Origin of the sequence: Paraburkholderia caffeinilytica, from assembly GCF_003368325.1 — a bacterium.
Classification (GTDB): Bacteria; Pseudomonadota; Gammaproteobacteria; order Burkholderiales; family Burkholderiaceae; genus Paraburkholderia; species Paraburkholderia caffeinilytica.
On sequence record NZ_CP031466.1, the window covers coordinates 2694875 to 2718341 of the forward strand.

A 23467-nucleotide genomic window follows, 5' to 3' on the forward strand; every position below is an offset into this window, starting at 1 on the left:
GCCGCCAAATGCGACGTCACCGCATGATCGGAATAGCAATCAGCAGGCGTGAAGTGCTCTCGCGAAATCGAAAACCAGCTTCGATCACAACCTGATCGCCATCGTTTCAGCGTCTTCACGAAGTGCCGCCCCGATACGCGGCTCGCGCTCACCGACGAGATAACTCGCGTCGAGTGAGGCAATGTCGGGGCATCCGAGCAACCGCAAGCAAATTTCAAGTTCGTTTCTCAGCATCGACAGCACGTCATTCACCCCGCTCGAGCCAGCGCCTGCGAGACCGTAAAGAGGCGCACGTCCCAGCAAGACCCCTTTGGCGCCGAGCGCCACCGCTTTCGCAATGTCGCTTCCCCGACGAATACCGCCATCGATCAAAACGTCGAAACCTTTCGGCGTAGAGGACACCGTGTCCGCGAGAATGTCCATCGCGCTGAGCGCACCGTCGAGTTGACGACCGCCGTGATTGGAGAGCACCACGCCGTCCACATCATGTTGCGACGCCCTGAGCGCGTCGGCCACGGTCTGTATGCCTTTGACGAACAGTTTTCCCGGCCAGTGGCGACGCACCCACGCAAGGTCGTCCCAGCTCAGCGACAAATCCATCTGACGACTCAGCGCCGCGGCCTGCGCCTCGATGCCGGAGCCCAGTCTTGCACTGCGGGCAAGGTTGACCAGTTGAGGAACACCATGCAAGCCAACGGTCGCGGTCCAGCGCGGATGCGTGGCGATATCCCACAACAGCTTCCGGGTCCATCGGAGCGGCAGCTTGAAACCCGTTCTGGCATAGTGATCGCGTTGACCTGTAACGGGCGTATCGACCGTCAGCAACAGCGTCGAAAAGCCGGACACGCTCGCGCGCGCCATCATGTCTTCGGCGATTCTCCGGTCCTGCTGGACGTAGAGTTGCAACCAGAGCTCGCCGTCCGACGCTTTGCGAACGTCTTCAAGAAGGCTCGTGGAGGCTGTCGAAAGAACGAAAGGCAGACCCGCGGCACACGCAGCCCGTGCCAATGTCTCTTCAGCTTCACGGCGGTAAAGCCCGTTCAATCCTGTCGGACCCACGACCGCCGGCCAGGCCGCGGCGCGACCGGCAAGCGTCGCCGTTGTGCTCACCGTGCTGACGTCAACCAGCACCCGCGGCGCAAACATCACACGCTCGAATGCGAGCCGGTTGCGCCGCAGGGTTATTTCGTCCTCTGAACCGCCCTCAAGATAAGCGAATGCGAACTTCGGTAGAAATCGCCTTGCTGCGGCACGGTAGTCTGCGACGTTGGCGAATTCCATACAATCGCTCTAGTCCGCCACTGCTGCATTGGGGAGCACGCGACCTGGATTCATCGTGTTCCTCGGGTCGAGCAATTGCTTGAATTCCCGCATTAGCGCGACTTCCGCTGCATCTTTATACATCTCCATTTCCGCGACATGCAGCGAACCGATTCCGTGTTCGGCGCTGAAGGTACCGCCCATTTCAGCCGAGATGTCGTAGAGAAGATGACTGAGTTTCAGTTGGACAGCCGCCTTGTCTTCGACGCTCGCCCAGTATTCATGCGTGAACATCGCAATGTAGTGGAGATTGCCGTCACCCATGTGCCCGACAATCACGGGCACCGCCGTTGGATAGTGTTCCGCCAGCGCACGACCGGCGCGCTCGACGAAATCCGGAATGCGATAAGTCGGCACCGCGATGTCATGCGTAAGCCCCATCCCTTCGCGGCCATTCGCCTCGGTAACGTGATGGCGGATACGCCAGAGCTCTCCACGCTGCTGCTCGTTCGACGCGATGACTGCGTCCTGCACCGCGCCATTGCTGAATGAGTCGTTCAATGCCTCTGTCAGTCTGTCAGCCAGCGATTCGCTTGTGCCGGTCGCGGCGGCAAGTTCGACGAGAACCGTCCAGTTTGGCGTGTGCTGAAACGGGTTTCGCGTATTGGCGGCGTGTCGCAACGAAATGTCGAACTCGCTCTGCGAAATCAGTTCGAGACCGACGAGTTCGCCCGGAAATGCGGCCTGGAGTTTGAGCCCTTCGTCGACCGCCGCTGAGACGGTTTCCACGCCCAGCATCGCCGTAGCGATCGCATGAGGTCGAGGGAATAGCTTAAGCGTTGCGGCTGTCACTACGCCAAGCGTCCCCTCCGAGCCGATAAACAGATTCTTCAGGTCGTAGCCGCTATTGTTCTTTCTCAATGAGCGCAGACCGTTCCAGATACGGCCATCTGCGAGAACCACCTCGACACCTAGAATCAGATCCCGCGTATTGCCGAACCGAAGCACATTCGTGCCGCCCGCGTTCGTCGCGATATTGCCGCCTATCTGGCACGAACCTTCAGCGCCGAGCGTCAGCGGAAACAGGCGGTCGACTTCCAGCGCCGCGGCCTGGATGTCCGCGAGCACACAGCCTGCCTCGACAGTCATCGAGTTGTTCCGTGGATTCAATTCGATGATGCGATTCATCTTACGCATGTTCAGCAGCACGCTCGCGCCGCTGCTGTCCGGCACCGAGCCACCGCACACGCTCGTGTTTCCGCCCTGCGGAAACACCTTGACGGCATTGTCGTTACAGAATGCGAGCACCGCCGACACTTGCGCTGTCGTTCCGGGAAACACGATGCAGGCGGCCTTTCCCGAATGCCGTTTGCGCCAGTCGATCAGATGCGGCTCCATATCGGACGGCGTGTCCACCACATTGGCGTTGCCCACCAACTCCTTCATTGCAGCGATCAGGCTATTTGCATTCATATCGGGGTTACTTTTTCAGAACCGCGCTATCACGCGCCGACCAGCGAACGGTGAGCGGACGGCCCATAGGCGAACGCTCGGCCGCTCGCGCGGAAATTGTCTTTACCAGCAACGTCGAACCCGCGGCAGTGGCCAGCTCGAAACGTGTCATGCCGCCAACAAACGAAATCTGTGAAATGACGCCTGTGCACGCATTCATATCCCCGGCGCCGGACGCACTCGATTCTTCGCCTTCAAGAACCGAAATCTTCTCGGGCCGCACGAGCACCTTCACTTTCGAACCGGTGGCGTGCCCCTCGGTGCTTCGCACCTTGAGCGCCCAGTTATCGTTCACCAGCACCGTGTCATTCGATTGAACGACGCCTTCAAGCAAATTGGATTCGCCGACGAAATCCGCCACGAACTCATTGGTCGGCTCGAAATAAAGCTCGTCCGGCGTACCGAGTTGAGCGATGCGTCCGCCGTTCATCAGGCACACGCGGTCGGAGAGGTTAAGCGCTTCTTCCTGGTCATGCGTGACGTACACGAGCGTCGTACCCAGATCCCGGTGCAAACGCTTGATTTCACCCTGAAGCTGGTCGCGAAGTTTCTTGTCCAGTGCGCCCAGGGGCTCGTCCATCAAGATGACTGACGGAGAGTAGACAATGCAACGCGCAATGCCCACGCGCTGTTGCTGACCGCCGGACATTTCGCGTGGTTTCCGGTTCTCGTAGCCCGTGAGGCCAACCCGCTCCAACGCGTTGCGAACGCGTTGCTGAATCTCCGATTTGCCGACGCCCCGGATACGCAACGGAAATGCCACATTGTCGAATACGTTCAGGTGCGGCAGCAAAGCGTAGTTCTGAAAGACCATGCCGAGTCCGCGTTCACGCGGCGGGACCGTCGATACGTCCTTTCCGTCGAGCAGAATGCTGCCAGTAGAGGGCGCCACCGCGCCCGCAATGATATTGAGGATGGTGCTTTTGCCCGACCCGCTGGGGCCCAGCAGGCTCAAGAACTCGCCTTTGCGCACCGAAAAATCGGTGCTGTGCAACGCAACTGAATTCCCGTAACGCTTGCTGATACCCTGGAAAACAATCATGTTGTCCCCGGCGGCTGTTGAGGTCGACATGGCATTCAAATTTCCGTTGGCCGAAGGGCCCGTTTGGGCCGAAGGCTGTCCATTTTTTTCGAGCAGTACATGTGACATGCTTGTCTCCGGCCTCAATGTGACGATTCAGGTGCTGCTGGCTGCAGAAACGCGGAAATACAACAGAACACCAGCGAGAGCACCGTGAGAAGCGCCGACACCGCGGCAATGACGGGTGAAATATCCCACTGAATGCTGCTGTACATCTTGACCGGCAAAGTCGTCGTGGTCGGACTCGTCAGAAACCATGCAATGACGACCTCATCGAACGACACGAGGAACGCGAACAGCGCCCCTGCGAAGATCGACGGCCTCAGCTGCGGCAACACAACCTTGAGAAAGACGGTCCGTCGATTGGCGCCCACGATGGTGGTCGCGAACTCCAGTGCCGGGTCCAGTTTCTTGACACCGGCCATTACCGTCATCATCATGAACGGCGTCACATACGCGACATGGCTGACAACCAGACCCGCCGTCGTCCCGACGAGATGGAGTCGCGAGAAATAGAGGTACAGGCCGAGCGAGATCACGATAACCGGTACGAGGATCGGGCTCATGAGAAGCAGCAACACGAGCCGCTTGCCGGGGAACTCGAAGCGCACGAGACCGTACGACGCGGGCACGCCGATCAGTACCGAGATCACCATCGTCAATCCGGCGACCTTGAGGCTCTGCAGGATCGTTCCCATCCACGAAGACGAGGTGAACAGCTGCTGATACAGTTCAAGAGACCAGACTCGCGGTGGGAACGTCAACTCGCCACTGCCGCCGAATGAAATCGGAATGACAATCAAGGTCGGCACGAGAATGAACGCATAGACCGCAAACGCGATGACGTTGCGAAGCCGTGCATAACGCCGTTCCTGCCTGTCGATCACCACGCCGGCAGTTGTGCCGGAAGGCGGCACCACATCAATGGAGGTTGTCATGCCATCGCCCTTTTCTTCGAGTCGCGCCGTTGAAAATGCTCCGCCCCCATCGCCGCCAGCGTGACGATGGCGAGCAGAATGACGCCGATTGCGGATGCCATATTCCAGTCCATCGTCTCCCGTGTGTAGAAGTCGACAAGGTTGGACATCATTGCGTCCCGCCGCCCGCCGAGCAGGGCCGGTATGACGAAGAACCCCATCGACATCACCGTCGTGCTCAACGCCGCGGCCGCGACACCAGGCAGACTCAACGGCAACGTAATGCGAAAGAATATGCGCGGCGGCTTCGCCCCCATGATTTCGGATGCCCGATACAACGACGGGTCGATCGAGAGAAGACTGGCGAGCACCGGAAACACGATGAACGGAATCAGATAGTTGGTCATCCCCACCATCACACCAAAACGGTTGAACAGCAGAGGCAACTGCACGTGTGTATGGAACGCGGCCGACAGCAACTGGTTCACCAGTCCGTCCCGTCCCAGCAGGATGGTGAACGCGTAGCTCTTGACGAGAATGCTTGTCCAGAACGGAACGAGTACCAACACCATGTACACGGCGCGCTTACGCGGCGTTTGCCTGGCCAGATGCATCGCAATGGGATAGCCCAACAGGAGGCTGGCCACCGAGGCGGTGATGCTGATCTGGAACGTGGACCAGAGCGTGCGAAGGAACAGCTCGCTGCCGAGGAGCCGCTGGTACGCCGACAGCGAAAGGCCACCGTTAATCCAGAAACTCGTATAGACGACGTAGGCAAGCGGGACAAACAACACGAAAAACAGGAATACGGTCGCTGGCCCGACATACAGCAGTCCGTCAACACGTGATTTCATAACCGCTCCTTAACGCAGACGCCGACACCCATCGACGTGCACCGGGGATAGTGCAATCAGCCCAGCACCCACTCCTTGAACCGCAAGGTCAACTCGTCGTAGTGATCGGCCCACCATGCGTCGTTGCTGACGACGTTCATCTTGTTCGCAGGGTCGGACAGCCACTTCCGGACTTCCGGCTTAATTATGGGCAAGGCGCTGCGACTCGCCGGCGTATTGCCGAGCTCATTCATCAACGCGGCTTGCCGGTCCGGGCGCAGCGCAAATTGCACGAACTTCATGGCGTTTGCCTTGTTCGGCGAATTCTTCAGAACCACCAGATATTCAAGACCAATCAGATTCTGCTTGAACGAGAAGTTGATGGGTTTGTTGGCTTCCTGAGCCGCTTTGACGCGCGTCGAGTAGGTGTAGCTGAAATCGACCTGGCCGGTCTCGACGAGCGTGACGGTTTGCGGCGTCTGGTCTACCCAGTTGCCGATGAACGGCTTGATACGGTTGAGTGCCTTAAACGCCCGCTCGACGTCCAGCGGGTACAGTTTGTCCGGCGCGACACCGTCGGCGAGCAAGGCTATTTCCAGCGTCTCGCTGGCACGGTTGCGCAGCGTCCGCTGCCCTGGAAACTTCTTGACGTCGAAGTATTCCGCAAAAGTCTGGGGGTGCTTGCCATCCGGGAATTTGTTGTTGTCCCAGCAGATGCCGCCGGTGAAACCATAGAGGGGAACCGCGTCTTTCGTCATCGGCGCGATCAGGTCGCTCCGATTGAACAGCGCCGGATCAAGAGGCTCCCAATAACCGTTTTTCGAGCCGGTCATCGCCATCGGGCCCACCGCGTCGAACACGTCCCATTGGACATTGTTCGTCATGACCTGAGCCTTCACCTTCGCGAGATCCGGGGTATCCACCAGGGTCACGTGAACGCCGAATTCTTTCTCGAATGGTTTCGCCAGTGCTTCTTCCACGCCCGCATGATAGTTGCCACCCCAGCTCACAACCGTCAGGTTGCTCGCGGCCATGGCCTTGCGTGAAGTAATGACCATCGGCGCGGCGATGGCGGTCGAAAGCAGAGTCGTGCCCGCGGCTTGCAGGAATCGGCGGCGGGGCAAGGCGATTTTGGAATCAGCTGACATGGCTATGGCCTTTTATGTGATGAGTGGTCTACTCGGTTTCACGTGCGACGATGGGCGCAATGACGCTCGCCAAGCGGCGCCGTAGCGCATCCGACGCAGGGAGCATCGGCGGTAGAACGTCGCCGAAATCAAAACCCTGCAGGGCAAGCGCCGCTTTGATGGGTGCCGGGTTCGGCTCGGCAAAAACTGCATCGATGAGCGGCCGCAAGGTCGCATGCAACTCGATCGCTTCTTTCAACTGGCCGCTGGATGCCAGCGACAGGACCTTCGCCCATTGCCGGGGAATCAGGTTGGAACTCGAAATGATCCCGCCGACGGCGCCCATCGCCACGTGCAACGGCAAAACGTCTTCCTCGCCGCTCAGGATCGCAATCTTCGACGCCGCGAGTTCGGCCACCCGCATCTGTTGCGCGAGGTCCGGATTGCATGCCTTGATACCGACGACACGGGTCATCTCCGCGAGCCGCGCAACCGTCTCGTAGTGAAGCGAAACGCCGGTGCGATACGGAATCTCATAGAGGATGATGTCCGCATCGACTTCGTCGGCAAACTTCTTGTAGTAGTCGACAATCCCGTCCTGAGTGGGGCGGAAATAGTACGGCGTGACCACCATCAGCGCCTTCGCGCCAGCGGCCACGAAAGCCTTGGCGTTATCGACGGCGTCGCCGATCCCGGGTGACAGAATGCCGGGTACGACATGCAGCTTGCCCGCGCCCGCCTCGATCGAGCATTCGACCACCCGCAGACGCTCGCTCGCCGATAGCGCGGTGTATTCGCCCGTTCCGCCCAGCGGCACGACCCCGTCCGCACCCGCGGACGCGAGGCGCTGAATATGCCGCTGCAGAGGTGCCGGCTGGAATCGGCCCTCCTTGTCGAGCGGGGTAGGGACCGCAGTCAGAATGCCTGCGTATTGGTGTCTCATGCTCATCTGTACGCCCTTCTTCTGATGAAAATTGACTTCGATCGTCGACTGGTCGCTGTACGTCGCCTAGTTAGCACGATAGGAAGCCAAAAACACATGGGCTGCACCATCAGTGCCAGTTACCATCTTCATAAGACGCGGTTATCCAATCGACCTTGACGCACCATGGAGTGGTTCTTCCACTGGGACAAACCCTCAGCCGGTCGGCGTTCCAGACAGATCCAGGGAGGGAGATCCGTGTGGCTCGCAATCGCCGTTTCCAATCTGTCTCCGCGCTGTCTCCGCGCCGCGATTTCGGCGAGCCTTCCGCTGACGTTCTGTTTCGGGGGAGTGTTCGGCCTCATCGTGGCGTCGCTGCTGATGAGCGTCATCGGGCCGAACGGATGAATGGGCGATTCGTGTTCAGCAGCACGTCTGGCGCGATACTGGTGTTCCGCGCCGCGTGGGCGGTGGGAGGGACGACGCGGCCGAACCCCGCCTGGTAGCCGCGCTGCTGCGTTCCGAAGGAAGCAGCAGCGCCCTGGCGCGTGAATCACGTGAAACTTCCCGCACCTTCAGCAGTGGCCGTGCAGGATGCTCAGCCGCCGAACTGCCAATCGCGCGTTGGCAGGTACGTTTCCTTAACGGTGCGCGGCGATACCCAGCGGAGCAGATTCAGATACGAGCCCGCCTTGTCGTTGGTGCCGCTTGCCCGGCCGCCGCCGAACGGCTGTTGTCCGATCATGGCGCCGGTCGGCTTGTCGTTCAGGTACAGGTTGCCCGCTGCATTGACGAGCGCGTCTTCTGCCTGATGCAGGGCAAAACGGTCCGTGCAAAAAATCGAACCTGTCAGCGCGTAGGGACTCGTCGCATCGATGAGCTGCAGGGTTTCGGACCAGGCGTTGTCCTCGTACACGAAGACCGACAAAACCGGGCCGAAGAGTTCCTCGGTCATCAATGCATGCTTTGGGTCTGTCACCTGAAGCACGGTCGGCTCGACGAAGTAGCCCGGTTCGGACCAGGTCTTGCCGCCTGAGACGACCTGGACCGCGGAATCTTCCTTCGCCGCGGAAAGGACACGGCTGAGCTTTTGATGCGAAGCCTGCGAAATCACAGCCCCCATGAAGGTGCTGAAATCGGCGACATCCCCGACCTTGAGTTGCGAGAGACGGTCGCGCAATTCCTGCCCGACCGCGGCCCACAGGCTTCTCGGCAGATACGCGCGCGATGCCGCGCTGCACTTCTGGCCTTGATATCCAAACGCACCGCGAATCAATGCGATGGCGACTTCGGAAGCGTTGGCGGATGGATGTGCCAGAACGAAGTCCTTGCCGCCCGTTTCGCCGACCAGACGCGGAATAGTCCGGAACGAATCGACCTTCGACGCGACGCCCTTCCACAGTGACTGGAATACGGCCGACGAACCGGTGAAGTGAATGCCCGCGAGGTCAGGCGACGACAGTGCGAGGCGTGTCGTCAATTCAGCTTCGCCCGGTACGAAGTTGATCACGCCAGGCGGCAGACCCGCTTCTTCGAGTGCCTCGAAGAAAATGTAGTTGGCCAACGCCGACTTCTCGGACGGTTTCCAGAGAACCGTATTCCCCATGATTGCGGGTGCGGTGGTCAGATTTGCGCCAATCGCCGTGAAGTTGAACGGCGACACGGCATACACGAAACCCTCCAGAGGACGCCAGTCGATGCGGTTCGCCGCGCTCGAAACCGACATCGGCTGCTCGGCGTACACGCGCTGCGCGTTATAGGCGTTGAAGCGCAGGAAATCGATGAGCTCGCAGGCGCTGTCCGGTTCGGCTTCTTCCACGGTCTTGCTCTGGCCCAGCATCGTGGCCGCGTTAATCCTCATACGCGAGCGCGTCGCAACGATTTCAGCGGCCCGATGAAGAATCGTCGCGCGGCTTGCGTGCGTCAGACTCGCCCAATCGCGTGCAACCTTCTTCGAGCTGGCTATAGCCTCGGTGATCTGCGCTTCGGACGGTCGGTGAATGCGGGCGAGGAGCCGCTGATGGTCGTGCGGCGCACGCACTTCCACGACATCGTTCGAGAAATAGCGCTTGCCAGCAATGACAGTCGGGATTTCAACGACATCGCGTTGCGCGAGTGCCTGGGTCAGCTCGCGGGCTGCCGCTGTTCCGTGGCCGAAGTGCACTTCCGGCTCGTTAGCCGGCAACGGGAATTGTGGACCTGAAATCACGCCTACTCCTTAAGAAAATCGATTCAATGAACCGCAGGGCAAAGCTAGCGTCACCCGTGGCGCATCCCTGATCAGATGGGGCTCTGCGCCCAACTTGCCGCGACGGAGAACTTCAGTTTCGAGAGTAGTCGCTGCAAAATGCGCGGCTTTTTATTAAACCCACGGTTATGAATTGAATCCGGCCTCGTTATGAAAGCGAATATCCACGCCATCCACGGGATCTCCGGGGGGTAGCCGTGCGCTATGCCTCCTCCGGCAAGAAAACATCTTCGGACTTCAGGCAGAGTGCTTTCGCGATGTCACGCGACACCTGCCGTTCGTAAGCCCGTCGAAGCAAATCGTATAAGTCGGCAGGAAGATGACCGAGTTCGTTTTCCCGGTATGCAAGAAAGAACGAGCGGCTGAGTCCGGTATAAGGACGCCCTTGCCGCGAGAAGGCCGACAGTGGAACGACTCGCAAGTCCGGCACGTAATGCCGGGACTGCCACACGCACAACGGCGTGGTGACGGCGAAGCCGAGGCCCGCCGCCACGAGGCTGAGCATCGGATCAGTCGCATCGAATTCACAGGTACGTTCCACGTTTTCCGAGTTCGCAGCCAGATAGGCGTCGATATGCTGGCCAATGACCGACCGGGCACTGTAGCGAATGAACTGAAGATGCCGGCTCAAATCTGCCAGCGTCGTGAAGCGGTCGACCTCGAAACTCTTTGGCAAGACCACGAAGTAGGGTTCGGAAAAAAGCTTTTGCCGGCGAATGCCGGGCGTTTGTCCGAGACCGTTGGTCGTGACCGCCATGTCGAGCTGGCGCGCTTCGAGTTGAGCGTCGAGCGTCGGCGTGATGCCGGACCACAGGCGAATCTGATGAGACGTGCCGGTCAACGCCTTGATGATGATCGGACCGATCGTAGCGGCAAACGAATCGACGCAACCCAGTCGCACGACAACGCGTTTTGCCCGGGTCACGTTACGCACGCTCTCCACCATCTGGTCCGCACCTTGCAACAGGACCGTCGCATGTTCGAAGAGCCGCTGGCCCGCAGCGGTGGGCCGCGCTGGCCGCGTCGCACGGTCGAGCAGCGTGGTGTCGAGAATCGTCTCCAACGCCTTGATGCGCTGGGAAACCCCGGCCTGCGAAATGGCGAGCCGATTGGCCGCGTCTGAAATGGAGCCCGCTTCCACCACCGCGACCCAGCTCGCAAGCAGGTCCCAGTCAGGATACTGTTCGGGTGCGCTCTCTTTCATGGTCGGCGGCGAAGTAGTAGCGGAATGGTGTTAGACGGCCGCCAAGGCTGAGCGACTCCTCTGATGCAAGTTTAGCAGCGCTCCCCAGGGGCAGAACCCACCTGAGCCGGTTGTTCATTGCTGGGCAAAGTGCGCAAAACAGCTTCGAACGCCCCCAGCATTTTGTCGAGCGCGGCATCGGCAGCCGCTCCGCCCTCCGGCAGGGCTCGCGGCTCGCAGTCCAGCCGCCAGCGTCCGGCCACTTCGATCTCGATCGCATGAATTCCAGTCGGCGGCTTGCCGTAGTGCTGCGCGGCAAAGGCATCCGCGAGCTTGCCGTTGACCACCCATGAGCGGTTGAATGCCTGCGCCGACTCCGTGACGGCAGTCACCAGGCGTCTGTCGCACGCAGCGCCGCGGTTGGTGCCTATATTGCAGTCCGCGGCGCCCGGCTGCTCCCGATAAGGCGACAGCCACGAGCTGGCGTGCGAGACGAGAAGCAGAACGTTGCTGTGCATGCTGCGCAGCCGCAAAAGCTCGTTCGTCAAGGCAGCATGGAACGGCTTCCAGTACTGGTCCACGCGCGCGTTGACCTCGGCCTCGGAAGGCTCCCGCCCTTCCGCGTACAGTGCCTCGCCGCGGGAAGTGTGCGTTCGGCACAAGCCGACCCGGTTGAGCCTGGACGAAAGCGGCCGGTTATCGAGCGCGACATTGAAGTCGATGACACAGGGATGATAGAGGGCCGAAACGCACGTCATGCCCCGCTTCAACGCGGCGCCATGCAGGATCGCGCCAAAGGGGTCAGCCTGGCGTCCCTCGACGGGCACCCATGCGGGATTCACCAGCAACGCCGCCGGGATCGAGGTTCCGGTGTGCGGCGTAACGACCAGCACGGGTGAGTCGCCTTGGGAAATCTGGCCGTACGGCAGGTTCTGCATGTGAGTACCCTCGGGTTTCCATCGACTCGCATTGAATGTGCGGTCCTCGCGCGTCAGCGTACGAAAACGCGACGCAATGTCCACGACGGTACCTGAACAGATTTCCGGGCGGGCGTTCCGTAAGCGTGGGTTGATCTATTTATAAGCGGCGCTTACGCAGTTAAAACCCTTCGGGTGTGTGACAGGCCGCAGGCCAGGCGGATGGGGATGCGGCGCGTTTCCCTTCTGCGGCCACGATCGACGCGATCGACGCGATCGACGCAGGCGGGCGCTGCAAGCGCGCAGCGCAGTCAACTACCCGGCAACCAACCCCGCTTCTTCGACCCGGCCACGCCCCCCAGCCTTTGCCTGATAGAGTGCGTGATCGGCTGCCTTTGTCAGATCCGTCATCTCAGCGCCTGTTTCGATGATCTGGCTGGCGACGCCGACACTGATCGTGACGTTCGACCTATGCGGTGAGCCTTCATTGGGAATCGCAAGGGCAGCCACCGCATCGCACATTCGCTGACCGACATGAACTGCCGAGGCCGCATCGGTTTCCGGCAAGAGAACCACGAACTCTTCCCCACCGTAGCGTGCCACCAGATCGCTTCCGCGCCGCACTGTGCGCGCAAGGCATTCGGCAACGAGCACGAGGCACCGGTCTCCTTCGATATGGCCGTAGTGGTCGTTGAAACGTTTGAAGAAGTCGATGTCGATCATCAGCAATGACAGGGGCGATCCGTCGTGGACGGCGCGTTGCCAGTGCGCTGTCAGCGCGGCGTCAAAGGCGCGGCGATTGGCGACACCCGTCAGCGGATCTGTCGTGGCGAGCCGTTTCAACTCGTCAAGTGCTGCAGCCAGTCGCGAATGGAGAAAGGTATTTTCGACCAGCAGCAACAGAAGGACAAAGCTGGCCGCGCACATGCCATAGAATCGCCCGGTATAGAACCCGAGGTCGTAACGCCCCCCGTTGAACACAGCGCTCAGCGCGACATCGCAAATCCAGACGCACAGCACGACCATCAGCCACAGGTCGATCGTCGAACGCGATTTTTGTCGGAACAGCACCGCAAGGGCCAGGAGACAGAATCCCCAGGTTGATCCCGCCACCCACCGCATCGCCGGCGTGTAGTGGTTGTTCTGTATGATTTCGGGCAGCAGGCGTTCTCCTGCTATGGCGAGGGCAGCCATCCCCGCCGCGAGGCAAAGGAGAGCGCCGACGATAAACATCAGCCTGCGTGCTCCGAAGCTGTTGCCCGCCATCCCGGCCTGTTTTCCGTCTTTGAGCAGCGCATAGGCAATGACGAAGAGCGGAAACCCGGCGTGCCAGAACATGTATATCCATGCCGTGCTTTGCGGCCCCGCATTCAGCAGTCCCGTTGGCGAGAACAACCCCGGAAAGCTCAACATGTGAAGAAGAGCGATCGCCGATGTGTACAGATAGCCGCTTGCCAACGCGCCGAGTGCCCGTGAACGGGCGATCACACACTGTCCGAACAGAAGGACGGAGGTAATCAGATCGTTAATGATGAGCACCGACTCATATACCGGGATGAATGCCGGTATATGAGGCAGCGGCATCTTCGCGAACGGCGCGGCAATCAGAAAGACGAGCATCGACAGGAGCGCAACGGCTCCTGGAAGCAGGCGCGTGTGCCAATCTACAGAATTCGAGCGCGGCAAATCGGCTTGCTCATCGATAAGTTCAGGCATCAAGCTTTGTTCCGCCGCCATTGTTGAACAGGTTCGGTCCTGACATGAGTGGACTCGCCACACAGCCTGTGCCTTGCGACGTCAGGCCGTCGCCTGAACGGTGCAAGACGCTGACTATGAGAGATCAAATGCACTGGTGCAAGCGCCGATCTGTAAGGTTTTGATGAAAATGCCGTGAGGAAATCCTGAATTCTGGCCGGATAGCGCCTTGACGCGCGGCCTCGGGGATCCGCTTCAAGCGCCCTCCATTCCTGCGTTGACGGAATGGGGGCTCCGCTTTTTAGACCGGCCTCACCGCAGAGTGTATCGCGGACAACGTCGGTTTTTGACGTTGCTGACTGCGTCGACGCCGCCGTGTAATCATTGGCTGGCGGTACACTCCACGCAGATGAACGGGGGCGCGCTCCTCCTGCATGAATGACGGCCAGAAACCCTATAGTGAAGTACGGTAGATGAATGTTCCACGCGGTTCCGAAGAAGACGGCAGCCTCCAGGTTCTGTGGAAAGATGGCGAATGCGCCTTCTGTCGGGTTCAGGCCCCGGACGGCGACAGCGTACTCGTTGCTCGTGCCGCCGCCGAATATCCCTTGCCCGCCACCCTCGATCGCCTCGCTCACGAATTCGCACTGAAGGATCAGTTGAATGGCACGTGGGCGGTACGCCCTGTGGAGCTGGTGCGTGCAAACGGCCGGACCATGCTGGTGCTCGAGGATAAAGGCGGCGAGCTGCTGGCACGGCTGACTGGCGCACCCATGGAAGTGGAAAGCGTCCTGTACATCGGCGTGGGCATCGCCGCCGCGCTGGGCAAGGTTCACCAGCAGGGCCTCGTCCATAAGGATCTCAAGCCCTCGCATATCCTGGTGAACTGCACGGACGGCCGGGTGCGACTCACGGGCTTTGGCATCGCGTCGCGACTGCCACGCGAGCGGCAAGCGCCCGAGCCCCCCGAAACCATTGTCGGCACGCTCGCCTACATGGCACCCGAGCAGACCGGCCGGATGAATCGTGCGGTCGACTCGCGCAGCGATCTCTATGCATTCGGCGCCACGCTCTATCAGTTGCTCACCGGCACGCTGCCGTTCACGGCCGCCGACCCGATGGAACTGATGCATTGCCATATCGCCCAAAAACCAGCGTCACCCAATACACACATAGCGGCTATCCCGTCAGCCTTATCGGAACTCGTTATGAAGCTGCTCGCCAAGACGCCCGGGGAGCGCTATCAGACGGCGGCAGGCGTCGAGCGGGATCTGCGCCGCTGCCTGGCTGATTGGCAGCAGCGGCGCCATATCGATGCCTTCCCGCTGGGCGAGCACGACACTCCCGACCGCCTCCTCATGTCCGAACATCTGTACGGGCGAGAGCGCGAGATCGCGACCATGGTCGCCGCATTCGAGCGCGTCATCACGAGCGGCACGCCGGAACTGATGCTGGTGTCCGGCTATTCCGGCATCGGCAAGTCCGCAGTCGTCAACGAGTTGCACAAGGCGCTGGTACGGCCGAAGGCGCTCTTCGCGTCAGGCAAGTTCGAACAGTTCAAGCGCGACATACCCTATTCGACCCTGGTACAGGCATTTCAGGGTCTTGTGCGGCCGCTTCTCGGCAAGCGCGACACGGAGCTGGCAATGTGGCGCGAGGCATTGCTGGAGGCACTGGGACCCAACGCGCGCCTCATGACCGATCTGATCCCCGAGTTAAAGCTTGTCATCGGTGAGCCGCCGCCTGTCCAGAAACTCGAGCCGCAGCAGGCACAAAGCCGTTTCCGGCTGGTCTTCCGCCGCTTCATCGGTGTCTTTGCCCGACGCGAACATCCGCTGGCGCTATTTCTCGACGATTTGCAATGGATCGACGCCGCGACCCTCGACCTGGTGGAAGATTTGCTCACCCACCCGGATCTGCGATATCTGATGCTGATCGGCGCCTATCGCAACAACGAAGTCGATGCCGGACATCCGCTGAAGCACACGCTCCAGACGGTCAGGGCAACGGGCGCAAGGGTGTGCGAAATTGCGCTCGCACCTCTCGCGCCCGGGCACGTTGAGCAACTCATTGCGGATGTGCTTCGCTGCGAGCGCGAACGCGCCGCCCCGCTCGCGCACCTCGTGCATGTGAAGACCGCCGGAAATCCACTATTCGTCACCCAGTTTCTGTACGCCCTCGCCGACGCGGATCTGCTCACGTTCAATCACGACACGGCCCGCTGGTGCTGGGAGCTGCCGCCCATTCACAGCAGGGGTTACACCGACAACGTGGTGGACCTGATGGTCGCCAAGCTGGCCCGTCTGCCGGCGCAAACGCAGCATGCGCTGCAACAGCTCGCCTGCCTCGGCAACACGGCCTCGGTCGCGATGCTGCCAAGGATTCTGGGAAAGTCGAAGCAGGCGCTTCGAACGCTGCTGCGACCCGCATTCGATCAGGAACTGATCGAGCACCATGAACACGCCTACCGGTTCGTGCATGACCGGGTACAGGAAGCCGCCTATTCGCTGATCCCCAAAACGTCGCGCGCCGACACCCATCTGCGCATCGGGCGATTGCTCGCGGCGAAGACCCCCGCCGACAGGAGGAACGAGGCGATCTTCGAGATCGTCAGTCAGCTCAACCGTGGCGCAACGCTGGTGAGCCGGCAGGAAGAACGCGAGCAGCTGGCCAGTTTCAACCTGATCGCCGGCCAGCGGGCCAAGGCGTCGACCGCCTATGCATCGGCGCGCACTTATCTGACCATGGGTGCGGAACTCCTGAAGGACGATTGCTGGGAGCGCAGCCATGAACTTGTCTTCGCGCTGCAACTGAACCTGGCCGAATGTGAATTTCTCACTGGCCAGTTACCCGCCGCGGAGGAGCGGCTGGCCATGCTGTCGCGCCGCGCGGCGAGCACGGTCGAACAGGCGCTCGTCACGTGCCTGCAAATGGATGTGTACCTGACCCTCGATCTGAGCGAGCGCGCGGTCGATGTCTGTCTCGACCATCTCCGGCATGTTGGCATCGAGTGGTTGGCGCATCCGCAAGAGAAAGACGCGCAACGGGAATACGAACGCACCCGGTCGCAGCTTGCCGGCCGGTCCATCGAGGCGCTCATCGATTTGCCCCTGATGAAAGATCCGTCGTTTCTCGCCACCGCCGATGTGCTGAGCAAGCTCTTGAGACCCGCGTGGTTCACCGACGCAAATCTGGCGTCCCTGACAATCTGCAAGGCAATCAGTCTCAGCCTCGAGCATGGCAACTGCGACGCCGCGTGTTTCGCTTATGTCATGTTTCCCAGGATCGCCGGACCACGCTTTGGCGACTATCAGGCCGGATTCCAGTTCGGCCAGCTCGGCTACGAACTGGTCGAGCGACGCGGACTCAAACGCTACGAGGCGGTGACCTATCTCTGCTTTGCACTGTACGTGGTGCGCTGGACGAAACACGTACGCGCGAGCAGCAAGATGCTGCGCCGGGCTTTCGAAACGGCGAACCGGATCGGAGACGTCCCGTCCGGAGCCTACACGTGCTGTCATCTCGTTTCGGACCTGCTTTTCGCCGGTGAGCCGTTGACTGAAGCAGAACGCGAAGCCAAACAGGGCCTCGCGTTTTCAACCAACGCGGGCTTCGGTCTCGTCATCAATAACATCACGGCGCAGATCGCGCTGATCCGGATGCTGCGTGGCTCGACACTGAAATTTGGCCGCCTTGACTGCGATGAGTTCAACGAACGGCGCACCGAGCAGCATTTGTCCAGCAATCCGGCTCTCGCGACGGCCGCATGCTGGTACTGGATACGAAAACTGCAGGGACGGTATCTCGCCGGCGACCTTGCCGAGGCCATGGCTGCTGCGTCGATGGCCCAGCAACTGCTGTGGAGTTCATCGTCGCATCTGGAAGAAAGCGAATATCACCTCTACAGCGCACTTTCCCAGGCCGGCCACTGCGACCGCGCACCCGCCGGCGAGCGACAGCAGCACCTGGACGCCATCGCCGCCCATCATCGGTGCCTCGCGGTCTGGGCAACGAACTGTCCGGAAAATTTCGGCAATCGCGCGGCGCTGGTCGGTGCCGAGATAGCGCGCCTGACGTACCGCGACGTTGACGCCATGCGCCTCTACGAAGAGGCCATCCGGTCGGCGCGCGCAAACGGCTTCGTGCAGAACGAAGCCCTCGCCAACGAACTCGCCTCCCGCTTCTATGCAGCGCGCGGTTTCGACAAGATTGCCCACGTGTATTTGCAGGACGCCCGACGAGGCTACAAGCGTTGGGGCGCAGACGGCAAGGTGCGGCAGCTCGACGAACTGCATCCGCATCTGAGGGAGGAGGAGCGCGCACCCGGGCCAACCAGCACGATCGGAACGCCCGTCGAACACCTGGACCTCGCTACCGTCATCAAGGTATCGCAGGCCGTTTCGGGTGAGATCGTCCAGGACAAGCTCATTGATCTGGTCATGCGCACGGCGATTGAACAGGCGGGTGCCGAGCGAGGGTTGTTGATTCTTCCAGACGGAGGCGCACAGCGGATAGCAGCGGAAGTCACGACAGGCAATGACGGGCCTCGCGTGCAGCTATGCGACGTGCCGGTGAGCGCGTCGGTGCTGCCTGAATCCGTGCTCCGTCATGTCTTGCGCACGACGGAAAGCGTGATTCTGGGCGATGCCGCCAGCGAGCCCACATTCGCTACGGATTCCTACATTCGTCAGCATAGGACGCGTTCCATTCTCTGCCTGCCCTTGATGAATCAGGCCAAGTTCATCGGCGCCCTTTACCTCGAGAACAATCTGGTCACTCGCGCCTTCGCGCCGGCGCGGATCGCGGTGCTGCGGCTTCTCGCCTCCCAGGCGGCGACCTCGCTCGAGAACACCCGGCTGTACCGCGATCTGGCAGAACGCGAAGCCCGGTTCCGCCGGCTCGTCGACGCCAACATCATCGGCATCATCGTGTGGAATGCGGAGGGCGACATTCTGGAGGCCAACGACGCATTTCTGCGCATGGTGAGATACGAACGCGAGGATTTTGTCTCCGGCCGCGTCCGATGGAGGGATCTGACGCCGGCAGAGTGGCACGAAAGTACCGACCGGGTGCTGGCACAGATCGCGCAGAACGGGCGTAGTCAGCCCACCGAGAAGGAGTACATCAGGAAGGACGGCAGCCGGGTGCCCGTGATGGTCGGCAGGGCCGCGTTCGAAGCCAGTGGGAAAGAAGGTGTCGCTTTCGTGGTCGACCTGACCGAGCGCAAGGAAGCAGAACACCGCTTGCGCCAATCCTACGAGATGCTGCGGGAACTCACCTCCCATCGCGAAACGGCTCGCGAAGAAGAGCGCAAACACATTGCGCGGGAAATGCACGACGAACTCGGACAACACCTCACCGCGCTTCGCTTCAGGGCGTCGGCATTGCGCATCCAGCTCGGCAGCGATCGCCCGGAGCTGGTCGAACAGACCGAAGCAATGGTTTCCCTGCTGGACGAAACCATGCAGGTCGTCAGGGACGTCATCGCGTCGTTGCGCCCTGCGGTGCTGAACGCCGGCATTGCGTCTGCGCTCGAGTGGCTCGCCGCCGAGTTCAACCGCAACAGCCGCGCGGCATGTCGCCTGTATTTGCAGGACGAAAATATCGTCGTGAGCGAGGATCGCGCGATCGTGCTGTTCCGCCTCGTGCAGGAGGCGCTGACCAATGTCGCCCGCCATGCTGCGGCCAGCCAGGTCATCATTACGCTGGAACAAACGCCTGATGCCTGTCTGCTGGAAGTGTGCGACGACGGTGAAGGATTCGACGTTCTTGCGGCCAGAAAAAGATCGTTCGGACTGGCGGGCATGGAAGAGCGGGTTCTGATGCTGGGCGGTCAGATCGACGTCATCAGTTCGCCGGGAGCCGGTACCGCAATCAAGGTAAGACTTCCAGATCATCCGGCCATGCCGGCATAACCCCGTCAGCCGCGGCACGGGCCATCCCCCTGAATGACAAAGCCGCAGATTTGATACGGTCTTATGTTTTACGGCTGGACTTCCGCGGCGACTTCGGCTTCAACAGCCCTGGACAATTCGGAGGGGCCCGAATTGTGGGCAATCAACGACACCTGATCTTCTGCAAGCCGTCCCGGCAAAGCGGCCTTCACGAACTCGAACCAGGCCTGGACCTTGGGCTCGCCATAATCGGCAGAAGGACGCAACACGTACACGTTTCGGGCTGCTAGCCGATACTGGGGCAAAACCCGAACCAGCACACCGCTGCGCAATGCCGGCAGCGCCCGCGATAGAGACAGCTGACCGATGCCGCCCCCCTCCTGTATGACGTTGGCCAGTACGTCGGTCGTATCAGTCAATACCCGCGCCTCGTCGCAGCAGAACACTTCGGGTCCGGCAAGCCCTTCGAACAACCATTGCTCGGCGGCGGCGTCCATATGTTTGACTTTCAGGCACCGGTGACTGCGAAGTTCGCCGATTGTTTCAGGGACACCATGGCTTGCCAGATAAACCGGTGATGCGCACAGTACGGTACTGGTTGCGCCGACGCGCTCAAACACCATGCGCTCGATTTGCGCGATGGGATTGCAGAGCAGTATCGTGTCGTGAATATTCAAAGCTGCATCCAGACTTCCGCTCAGCAGCGATGTTTGGACCGTTACCTCAGGATAACGCGCTTGATAGCCGTGAATGAGCCACGCGAGATGGTGAGCATCGAACGTCGGGTCCACACCGATTCGCAACGTACCAACCGGCTTGGCGCACAGACCGGCCGCCTCGGCTTCCGCCAGTTCCAACCGGTCGAGGATGAACTTGCAGTGCGCAAGGTATCGATCGCCTGCCGCGGTCAATGCCACGCTGCGGGTTGTGCGGCGTAACAAGCGCAACCCCAGGTGTGTCTCCAGCTCCGCGATGGCGCGCGATACCTGTGGCGTCCCAACTCGCATCTGTCGCGCTGCTGCGGTAAAGCCGTTTGCATTTGCGACGGCCACGAAGGCGCGGATACTTTGCAATATGTCCATTCACATTCTTCTGCAATTCAGGTAAGCCCCGACCACTTGTCCGATCGACCGCACAGCAGGTAGTAGGCGAGTATGCAGACCCCGCTCGGCATGAGTCTTTCCCATGCCTGGAGGATGCGAGAAAATCCTGTGACTATTCACTTCCTGGCTGTGCGAGAAGGTATGAATTGAAGCGAGGTGGCCACTCGCCTTTCCAGCAGCGAACCCTGCGAGTCTCTGCGTTCTCACTCCTTCTCACATGGGTGCCCAAGTTTGACAGAACAAAAACACCTCTCACCATTTTGCACGGTGTGATTCTCACCTTCTCGTCCACTTGATCCAAGCAAGTTCAGAATGATTTTTTTGTAGGAATACCCTGACCAGTGACAATCCATACACCTACATAGTCGATCTTATGTATTGATGTTTTCTTTTAAGCGTCACTAAGTATTCCAATGTAAATCTATCAGCGTCCCTTCGTGGAAGAGACTTTGTGAATCGGGTGATACCCTCTGCTTCCGCTCCTTCTGATCGTTTCCCTGTGCATATTCCCGATGATTCGTAGGAATTATCCGACTGATCGTAGGAAAATCCTTCGCATCAAAACTGAGAGAGATAAGTAAGGTACGTTGCATAGCTTATTTGCGAGCCGGAATGGTGCAGATAGTTTCCATTCCTAATCGACGGTTGTTTTTTGCCAACACTTTTTTGTAAGAATTTCGTTGACCGCTATTCTGCACCCCGCACTTCAACCAAAACTCAAGGACGCAGATGAAGACGACCACACTGGCAACTCTTTCGCTGGCCATGCTCGGCGCAACCGGCGTAGCTCACGCACAAAACAGCGTCACGCTGTACGGTATCGTCGATACGGGCTTGACGTACGTTTCCAACGACGGCGGCAGCAAGTCGATCAGCATGTCGTCGGGCAACGAGTCCGGCAACCGTTGGGGCTTGAAAGGCTCTGAAGATCTCGGCGGCGGCATCAAGACAGTCTTCCAGTTGGAAAACGGCTTCAACTCGACGAACGGCAAGCTCGGCCAGGGTAGCCGCATGTTCGGTCGCCAGGCGTTCGTCGGCCTGAGCAGCGACGCGTTGGGTACGCTCACGGCCGGTCGTCAATACGATCCGCTGGTTGACCTGGTTCAGCCGGTGCAGGGCGATGGCTTCCTCGGTGGCGTGTTCATCTCGCCGGGCGACATCGACAACGCCGACAACAGCGCGCGCGTGAATAACTCGATCAAGTACACGTCGCCGTCCTGGTCGGGCTTCCAGTTCGAAACCATGTACTCGCTGGGCGGGGTGGCCGGCGCGATGGGCTCGGGTCAAAGCTATGCCGCTGCAGCCGCGTATAGCAACGGTCCGGTCAACCTGGCAGCGGGCTACTACCACCTGAGCAACGGCAGCGGCGCGAACCGCGGCACGACGACGTGGGATTCGCTGTTCAATACATCGGTCAACGCCGCGTATTCCACTGCAGCGTCGATCAACAATGCACGTATCGGCGGCAACTACGTATTCGGCACGGTGACCGTGGGCGGCTACTACAGCTACGCCGAATACACCGCGGACGGCAGCTCGAAGTTCAAGCAGGCTGAAAAGTACAACACGGGTTCGGTGTACGCCGTGTGGCAGGTCTCGGCACCGCTGCAGACAGAAATTGGCTACGTGTACCTGAAGTCGAGCGGCAGTTCGTCGGCAAAGTACAACCAGTTCGCGGTCGCGGCGGACTACTCGATCAGCAAGCGTACGGATGTCTACGCATGGGCTGGCTACACGACTGCATCGGGCACGCAAGACTCGTCGGGCACGGCTGCTGTCGCGGTCATCGGTTCGGCGACCGGCGATTCGGGCTCCAACAAGCAGGCTACCGTGACAGTGGGTATTCGCCACAAGTTCTGATTGAGTCCGGCTTAGCGAAGAGCCCGCGTTGCTGAACGGCTCTCGCAAAGCCGGATGATTCGCAGAGCCAAGGTTGACTGGGCTGAGTTCTGTATTGCACAGGGCTCAGCCTTTTAGCTTGGACTCGCGTTTTCCATGCGCAAGCGGGGATTACCCCGTTATCGCCTGGATAACGTCGTCCTGAAGTCCGCGAATGTGGCTGATCATCGCGTTGCGCGCTTCCACTTTGTCACGCGACTTGAGCGCGGCGAGGATCGCCAGGTGTTCGACGTGATTCTCCTGCTGGCGGTGAAGATGGCTCGTCACGCGAAAGAGCCGCGCGTTCAGCCGCATCATCGTGATCATCTGCACGAGAACGGCATTGCCCGACGCCTCCGCAATCGTCCTGTGCAGCAGATCATCCAGTTCACGATGTTCGACTTCGGTATGCTTGCCGACCTCGAGCGCATGAACCTTCTCTTCCAGCGCCTCGATCGCCGCGGGCGTGAGCCGCTGAATGCCGAGGTCGATCGCCTGTGCTTCGAGTACTTCACGAACCCGCATGCTTTCGAAAAACTCGCGGGTAGACACCGTGCGCACCGCGAAACTGCGCGCGTCGGCGCGCACCAGCAGGCCTTCGCCGGTCAGCCGGATCAGCGCTTCGCGAACGGGTGTGCGCGACATGTCCAGTTGGTCGGCAACACGCAGCTCATTGAGTAGCGCGCCCGCCTCCAGCTCACGATCCAGGATCATCTCGCGCAAGCGCCGGTAGGCGCGCTCGCCAAGGCTGGCGACACGCGTTTCGGAAAGCGTTTCCTCTGTCTGTACGGGCGATGCATCCGGCTGCGGCAGCTTGCCTGTCGATTTCCTCGTCGCCTTCTTCACGCCGGTGACGGCTGCCTTGGTGTCTGTCTTTTTCATGATTGCGCGTAGTGC

16 protein-coding genes are annotated in these 23467 nt (G+C 60.2%); 3 read left to right on the forward strand and 13 right to left on the reverse strand.

The window, feature by feature from the left end; all coding sequences use genetic code 11:
• Nucleotides 1–84 precede the first annotated feature (84 nt).
• From DSC91_RS11985 to dapA, 7 genes are all read right to left on the reverse strand, one after another.
• A complete protein-coding gene (locus tag DSC91_RS11985) occupies nt 85–1281 on the reverse strand; it encodes an alpha-hydroxy acid oxidase (RefSeq protein WP_115778386.1) in 1197 nt (398 codons plus the stop codon).
• A 9-nt stretch (nt 1282–1290) separates the two neighbouring features.
• Nucleotides 1291–2733, reverse strand: a complete 1443-nt coding sequence (locus tag DSC91_RS11990; protein WP_115778388.1) for an FAD-binding oxidoreductase — start codon at nt 2731–2733, stop codon at nt 1291–1293.
• A gap of 7 nt (nt 2734–2740) precedes the next feature.
• The gene (locus DSC91_RS11995) at nt 2741–3844 is read right to left on the reverse strand and encodes an ABC transporter ATP-binding protein (RefSeq protein ID WP_229758365.1); all 1104 of its coding nucleotides are present in this window, start codon (nt 3842–3844) and stop codon (nt 2741–2743) included.
• Nucleotides 3845–3936: 92 nt separating this feature from the next.
• Complete coding sequence (locus tag DSC91_RS12000; RefSeq protein ID WP_115778392.1) at nt 3937–4791, reverse strand: ABC transporter permease; 855 nt, start codon at nt 4789–4791, stop codon at nt 3937–3939.
• Nucleotides 4788–5624 carry an ABC transporter permease gene (locus tag DSC91_RS12005; protein WP_115778394.1) on the reverse strand — a complete coding sequence of 279 codons (837 nt, stop codon included), beginning with the start codon at nt 5622–5624 and terminating at the stop codon, nt 4788–4790. Before DSC91_RS12005 ends, DSC91_RS12000 begins: the two co-directional genes overlap by 4 nt.
• A 56-nt stretch (nt 5625–5680) precedes the next feature.
• A complete protein-coding gene (locus DSC91_RS12010; RefSeq protein ID WP_115778396.1) occupies nt 5681–6751 on the reverse strand; it encodes an ABC transporter substrate-binding protein in 1071 nt (356 codons plus the stop codon).
• Nucleotides 6752–6779: 28 nt separating this feature from the next.
• On the reverse strand, nt 6780–7679 hold the full coding sequence (gene dapA, locus DSC91_RS12015) for a 4-hydroxy-tetrahydrodipicolinate synthase (RefSeq protein WP_115778398.1): 900 nt from the start codon (nt 7677–7679) through the stop codon (nt 6780–6782).
• A 231-nt stretch (nt 7680–7910) separates the two neighbouring features.
• Here dapA and DSC91_RS37435 point away from each other — a divergent pair, with 231 nt between their 5' ends.
• On the forward strand, nt 7911–8060 hold the full coding sequence (locus tag DSC91_RS37435) for a hypothetical protein (RefSeq protein WP_162831375.1): 150 nt from the start codon (nt 7911–7913) through the stop codon (nt 8058–8060).
• A gap of 190 nt (nt 8061–8250) precedes the next feature.
• Here the strand turns inward: DSC91_RS37435 and pruA are convergent, their stop codons facing one another.
• From pruA to DSC91_RS12035, 4 genes are all read right to left on the reverse strand, one after another.
• The gene (gene pruA / locus DSC91_RS12020; RefSeq protein ID WP_115778400.1) at nt 8251–9861 is read right to left on the reverse strand and encodes an L-glutamate gamma-semialdehyde dehydrogenase; all 1611 of its coding nucleotides are present in this window, start codon (nt 9859–9861) and stop codon (nt 8251–8253) included.
• A 241-nt stretch (nt 9862–10102) separates the two neighbouring features.
• Nucleotides 10103–11104: a LysR family transcriptional regulator gene (locus DSC91_RS12025; protein WP_115778402.1), complete on the reverse strand. Its 1002-nt coding sequence runs from the start codon at nt 11102–11104 to the stop codon at nt 10103–10105.
• A gap of 71 nt (nt 11105–11175) precedes the next feature.
• A complete protein-coding gene (locus tag DSC91_RS12030; protein WP_229758364.1) occupies nt 11176–11976 on the reverse strand; it encodes an N-formylglutamate amidohydrolase in 801 nt (266 codons plus the stop codon).
• A gap of 339 nt (nt 11977–12315) precedes the next feature.
• Nucleotides 12316–13716 (reverse strand): sensor domain-containing diguanylate cyclase, encoded by a 1401-nt coding sequence (locus DSC91_RS12035; RefSeq protein WP_229758363.1) that lies wholly within the window; start codon nt 13714–13716, stop codon nt 12316–12318.
• A 452-nt stretch (nt 13717–14168) separates the two neighbouring features.
• Between DSC91_RS12035 and DSC91_RS12040 the strand changes: the two genes are divergently transcribed.
• A complete protein-coding gene (locus tag DSC91_RS12040) occupies nt 14169–19610 on the forward strand; it encodes an AAA family ATPase (RefSeq protein WP_115778408.1) in 5442 nt (1813 codons plus the stop codon).
• Between the two features lie 68 nt (nt 19611–19678).
• Here DSC91_RS12040 and DSC91_RS12045 read toward each other — a convergent pair whose 3' ends face one another.
• Nucleotides 19679–20671, reverse strand: a complete 993-nt coding sequence (locus DSC91_RS12045; protein ID WP_115778410.1) for a LysR family transcriptional regulator — start codon at nt 20669–20671, stop codon at nt 19679–19681.
• A gap of 750 nt (nt 20672–21421) precedes the next feature.
• Here DSC91_RS12045 and DSC91_RS12050 point away from each other — a divergent pair.
• A complete protein-coding gene (locus DSC91_RS12050) occupies nt 21422–22552 on the forward strand; it encodes a porin (protein ID WP_115778412.1) in 1131 nt (376 codons plus the stop codon).
• A gap of 150 nt (nt 22553–22702) precedes the next feature.
• Here DSC91_RS12050 and DSC91_RS12055 read toward each other — a convergent pair whose 3' ends face one another.
• On the reverse strand, nt 22703–23452 hold the full coding sequence (locus tag DSC91_RS12055; protein WP_115778414.1) for a GntR family transcriptional regulator: 750 nt from the start codon (nt 23450–23452) through the stop codon (nt 22703–22705).
• Nucleotides 23453–23467 lie beyond the last annotated feature (15 nt).

What these genes read in the sequence shown, in the direction of transcription:
- DSC91_RS11985 (WP_115778386.1), bottom strand. Translation starts at nt 1,281, where the DNA reads ATGGAATTCGCCAACGTCGCAGACTACCGTGCCGCAGCAAGGCGATTT.
- DSC91_RS11990 (WP_115778388.1), bottom strand. Translation starts at nt 2,733, where the DNA reads ATGAATGCAAATAGCCTGATCGCTGCAATGAAGGAGTTGGTGGGCAAC.
- DSC91_RS11995 (WP_229758365.1), bottom strand. Translation starts at nt 3,844, where the DNA reads ATGTCGACCTCAACAGCCGCCGGGGACAACATGATTGTTTTCCAGGGT.
- DSC91_RS12000 (WP_115778392.1), bottom strand. Translation starts at nt 4,791, where the DNA reads ATGACAACCTCCATTGATGTGGTGCCGCCTTCCGGCACAACTGCCGGC.
- DSC91_RS12005 (WP_115778394.1), bottom strand. Translation starts at nt 5,624, where the DNA reads ATGAAATCACGTGTTGACGGACTGCTGTATGTCGGGCCAGCGACCGTA.
- DSC91_RS12010 (WP_115778396.1), bottom strand. Translation starts at nt 6,751, where the DNA reads ATGTCAGCTGATTCCAAAATCGCCTTGCCCCGCCGCCGATTCCTGCAA.
- dapA (WP_115778398.1), bottom strand. Translation starts at nt 7,679, where the DNA reads ATGAGCATGAGACACCAATACGCAGGCATTCTGACTGCGGTCCCTACC.
- DSC91_RS12025 (WP_115778402.1), bottom strand. Translation starts at nt 11,104, where the DNA reads ATGAAAGAGAGCGCACCCGAACAGTATCCTGACTGGGACCTGCTTGCG.
- DSC91_RS12035 (WP_229758363.1), bottom strand. Translation starts at nt 13,716, where the DNA reads ATGCCTGAACTTATCGATGAGCAAGCCGATTTGCCGCGCTCGAATTCT.
- DSC91_RS12040 (WP_115778408.1), top strand. Translation starts at nt 14,169, where the DNA reads ATGAATGTTCCACGCGGTTCCGAAGAAGACGGCAGCCTCCAGGTTCTG.
- DSC91_RS12045 (WP_115778410.1), bottom strand. Translation starts at nt 20,671, where the DNA reads ATGGACATATTGCAAAGTATCCGCGCCTTCGTGGCCGTCGCAAATGCA.
- DSC91_RS12050 (WP_115778412.1), top strand. Translation starts at nt 21,422, where the DNA reads ATGAAGACGACCACACTGGCAACTCTTTCGCTGGCCATGCTCGGCGCA.
- DSC91_RS12055 (WP_115778414.1), bottom strand. Translation starts at nt 23,452, where the DNA reads ATGAAAAAGACAGACACCAAGGCAGCCGTCACCGGCGTGAAGAAGGCG.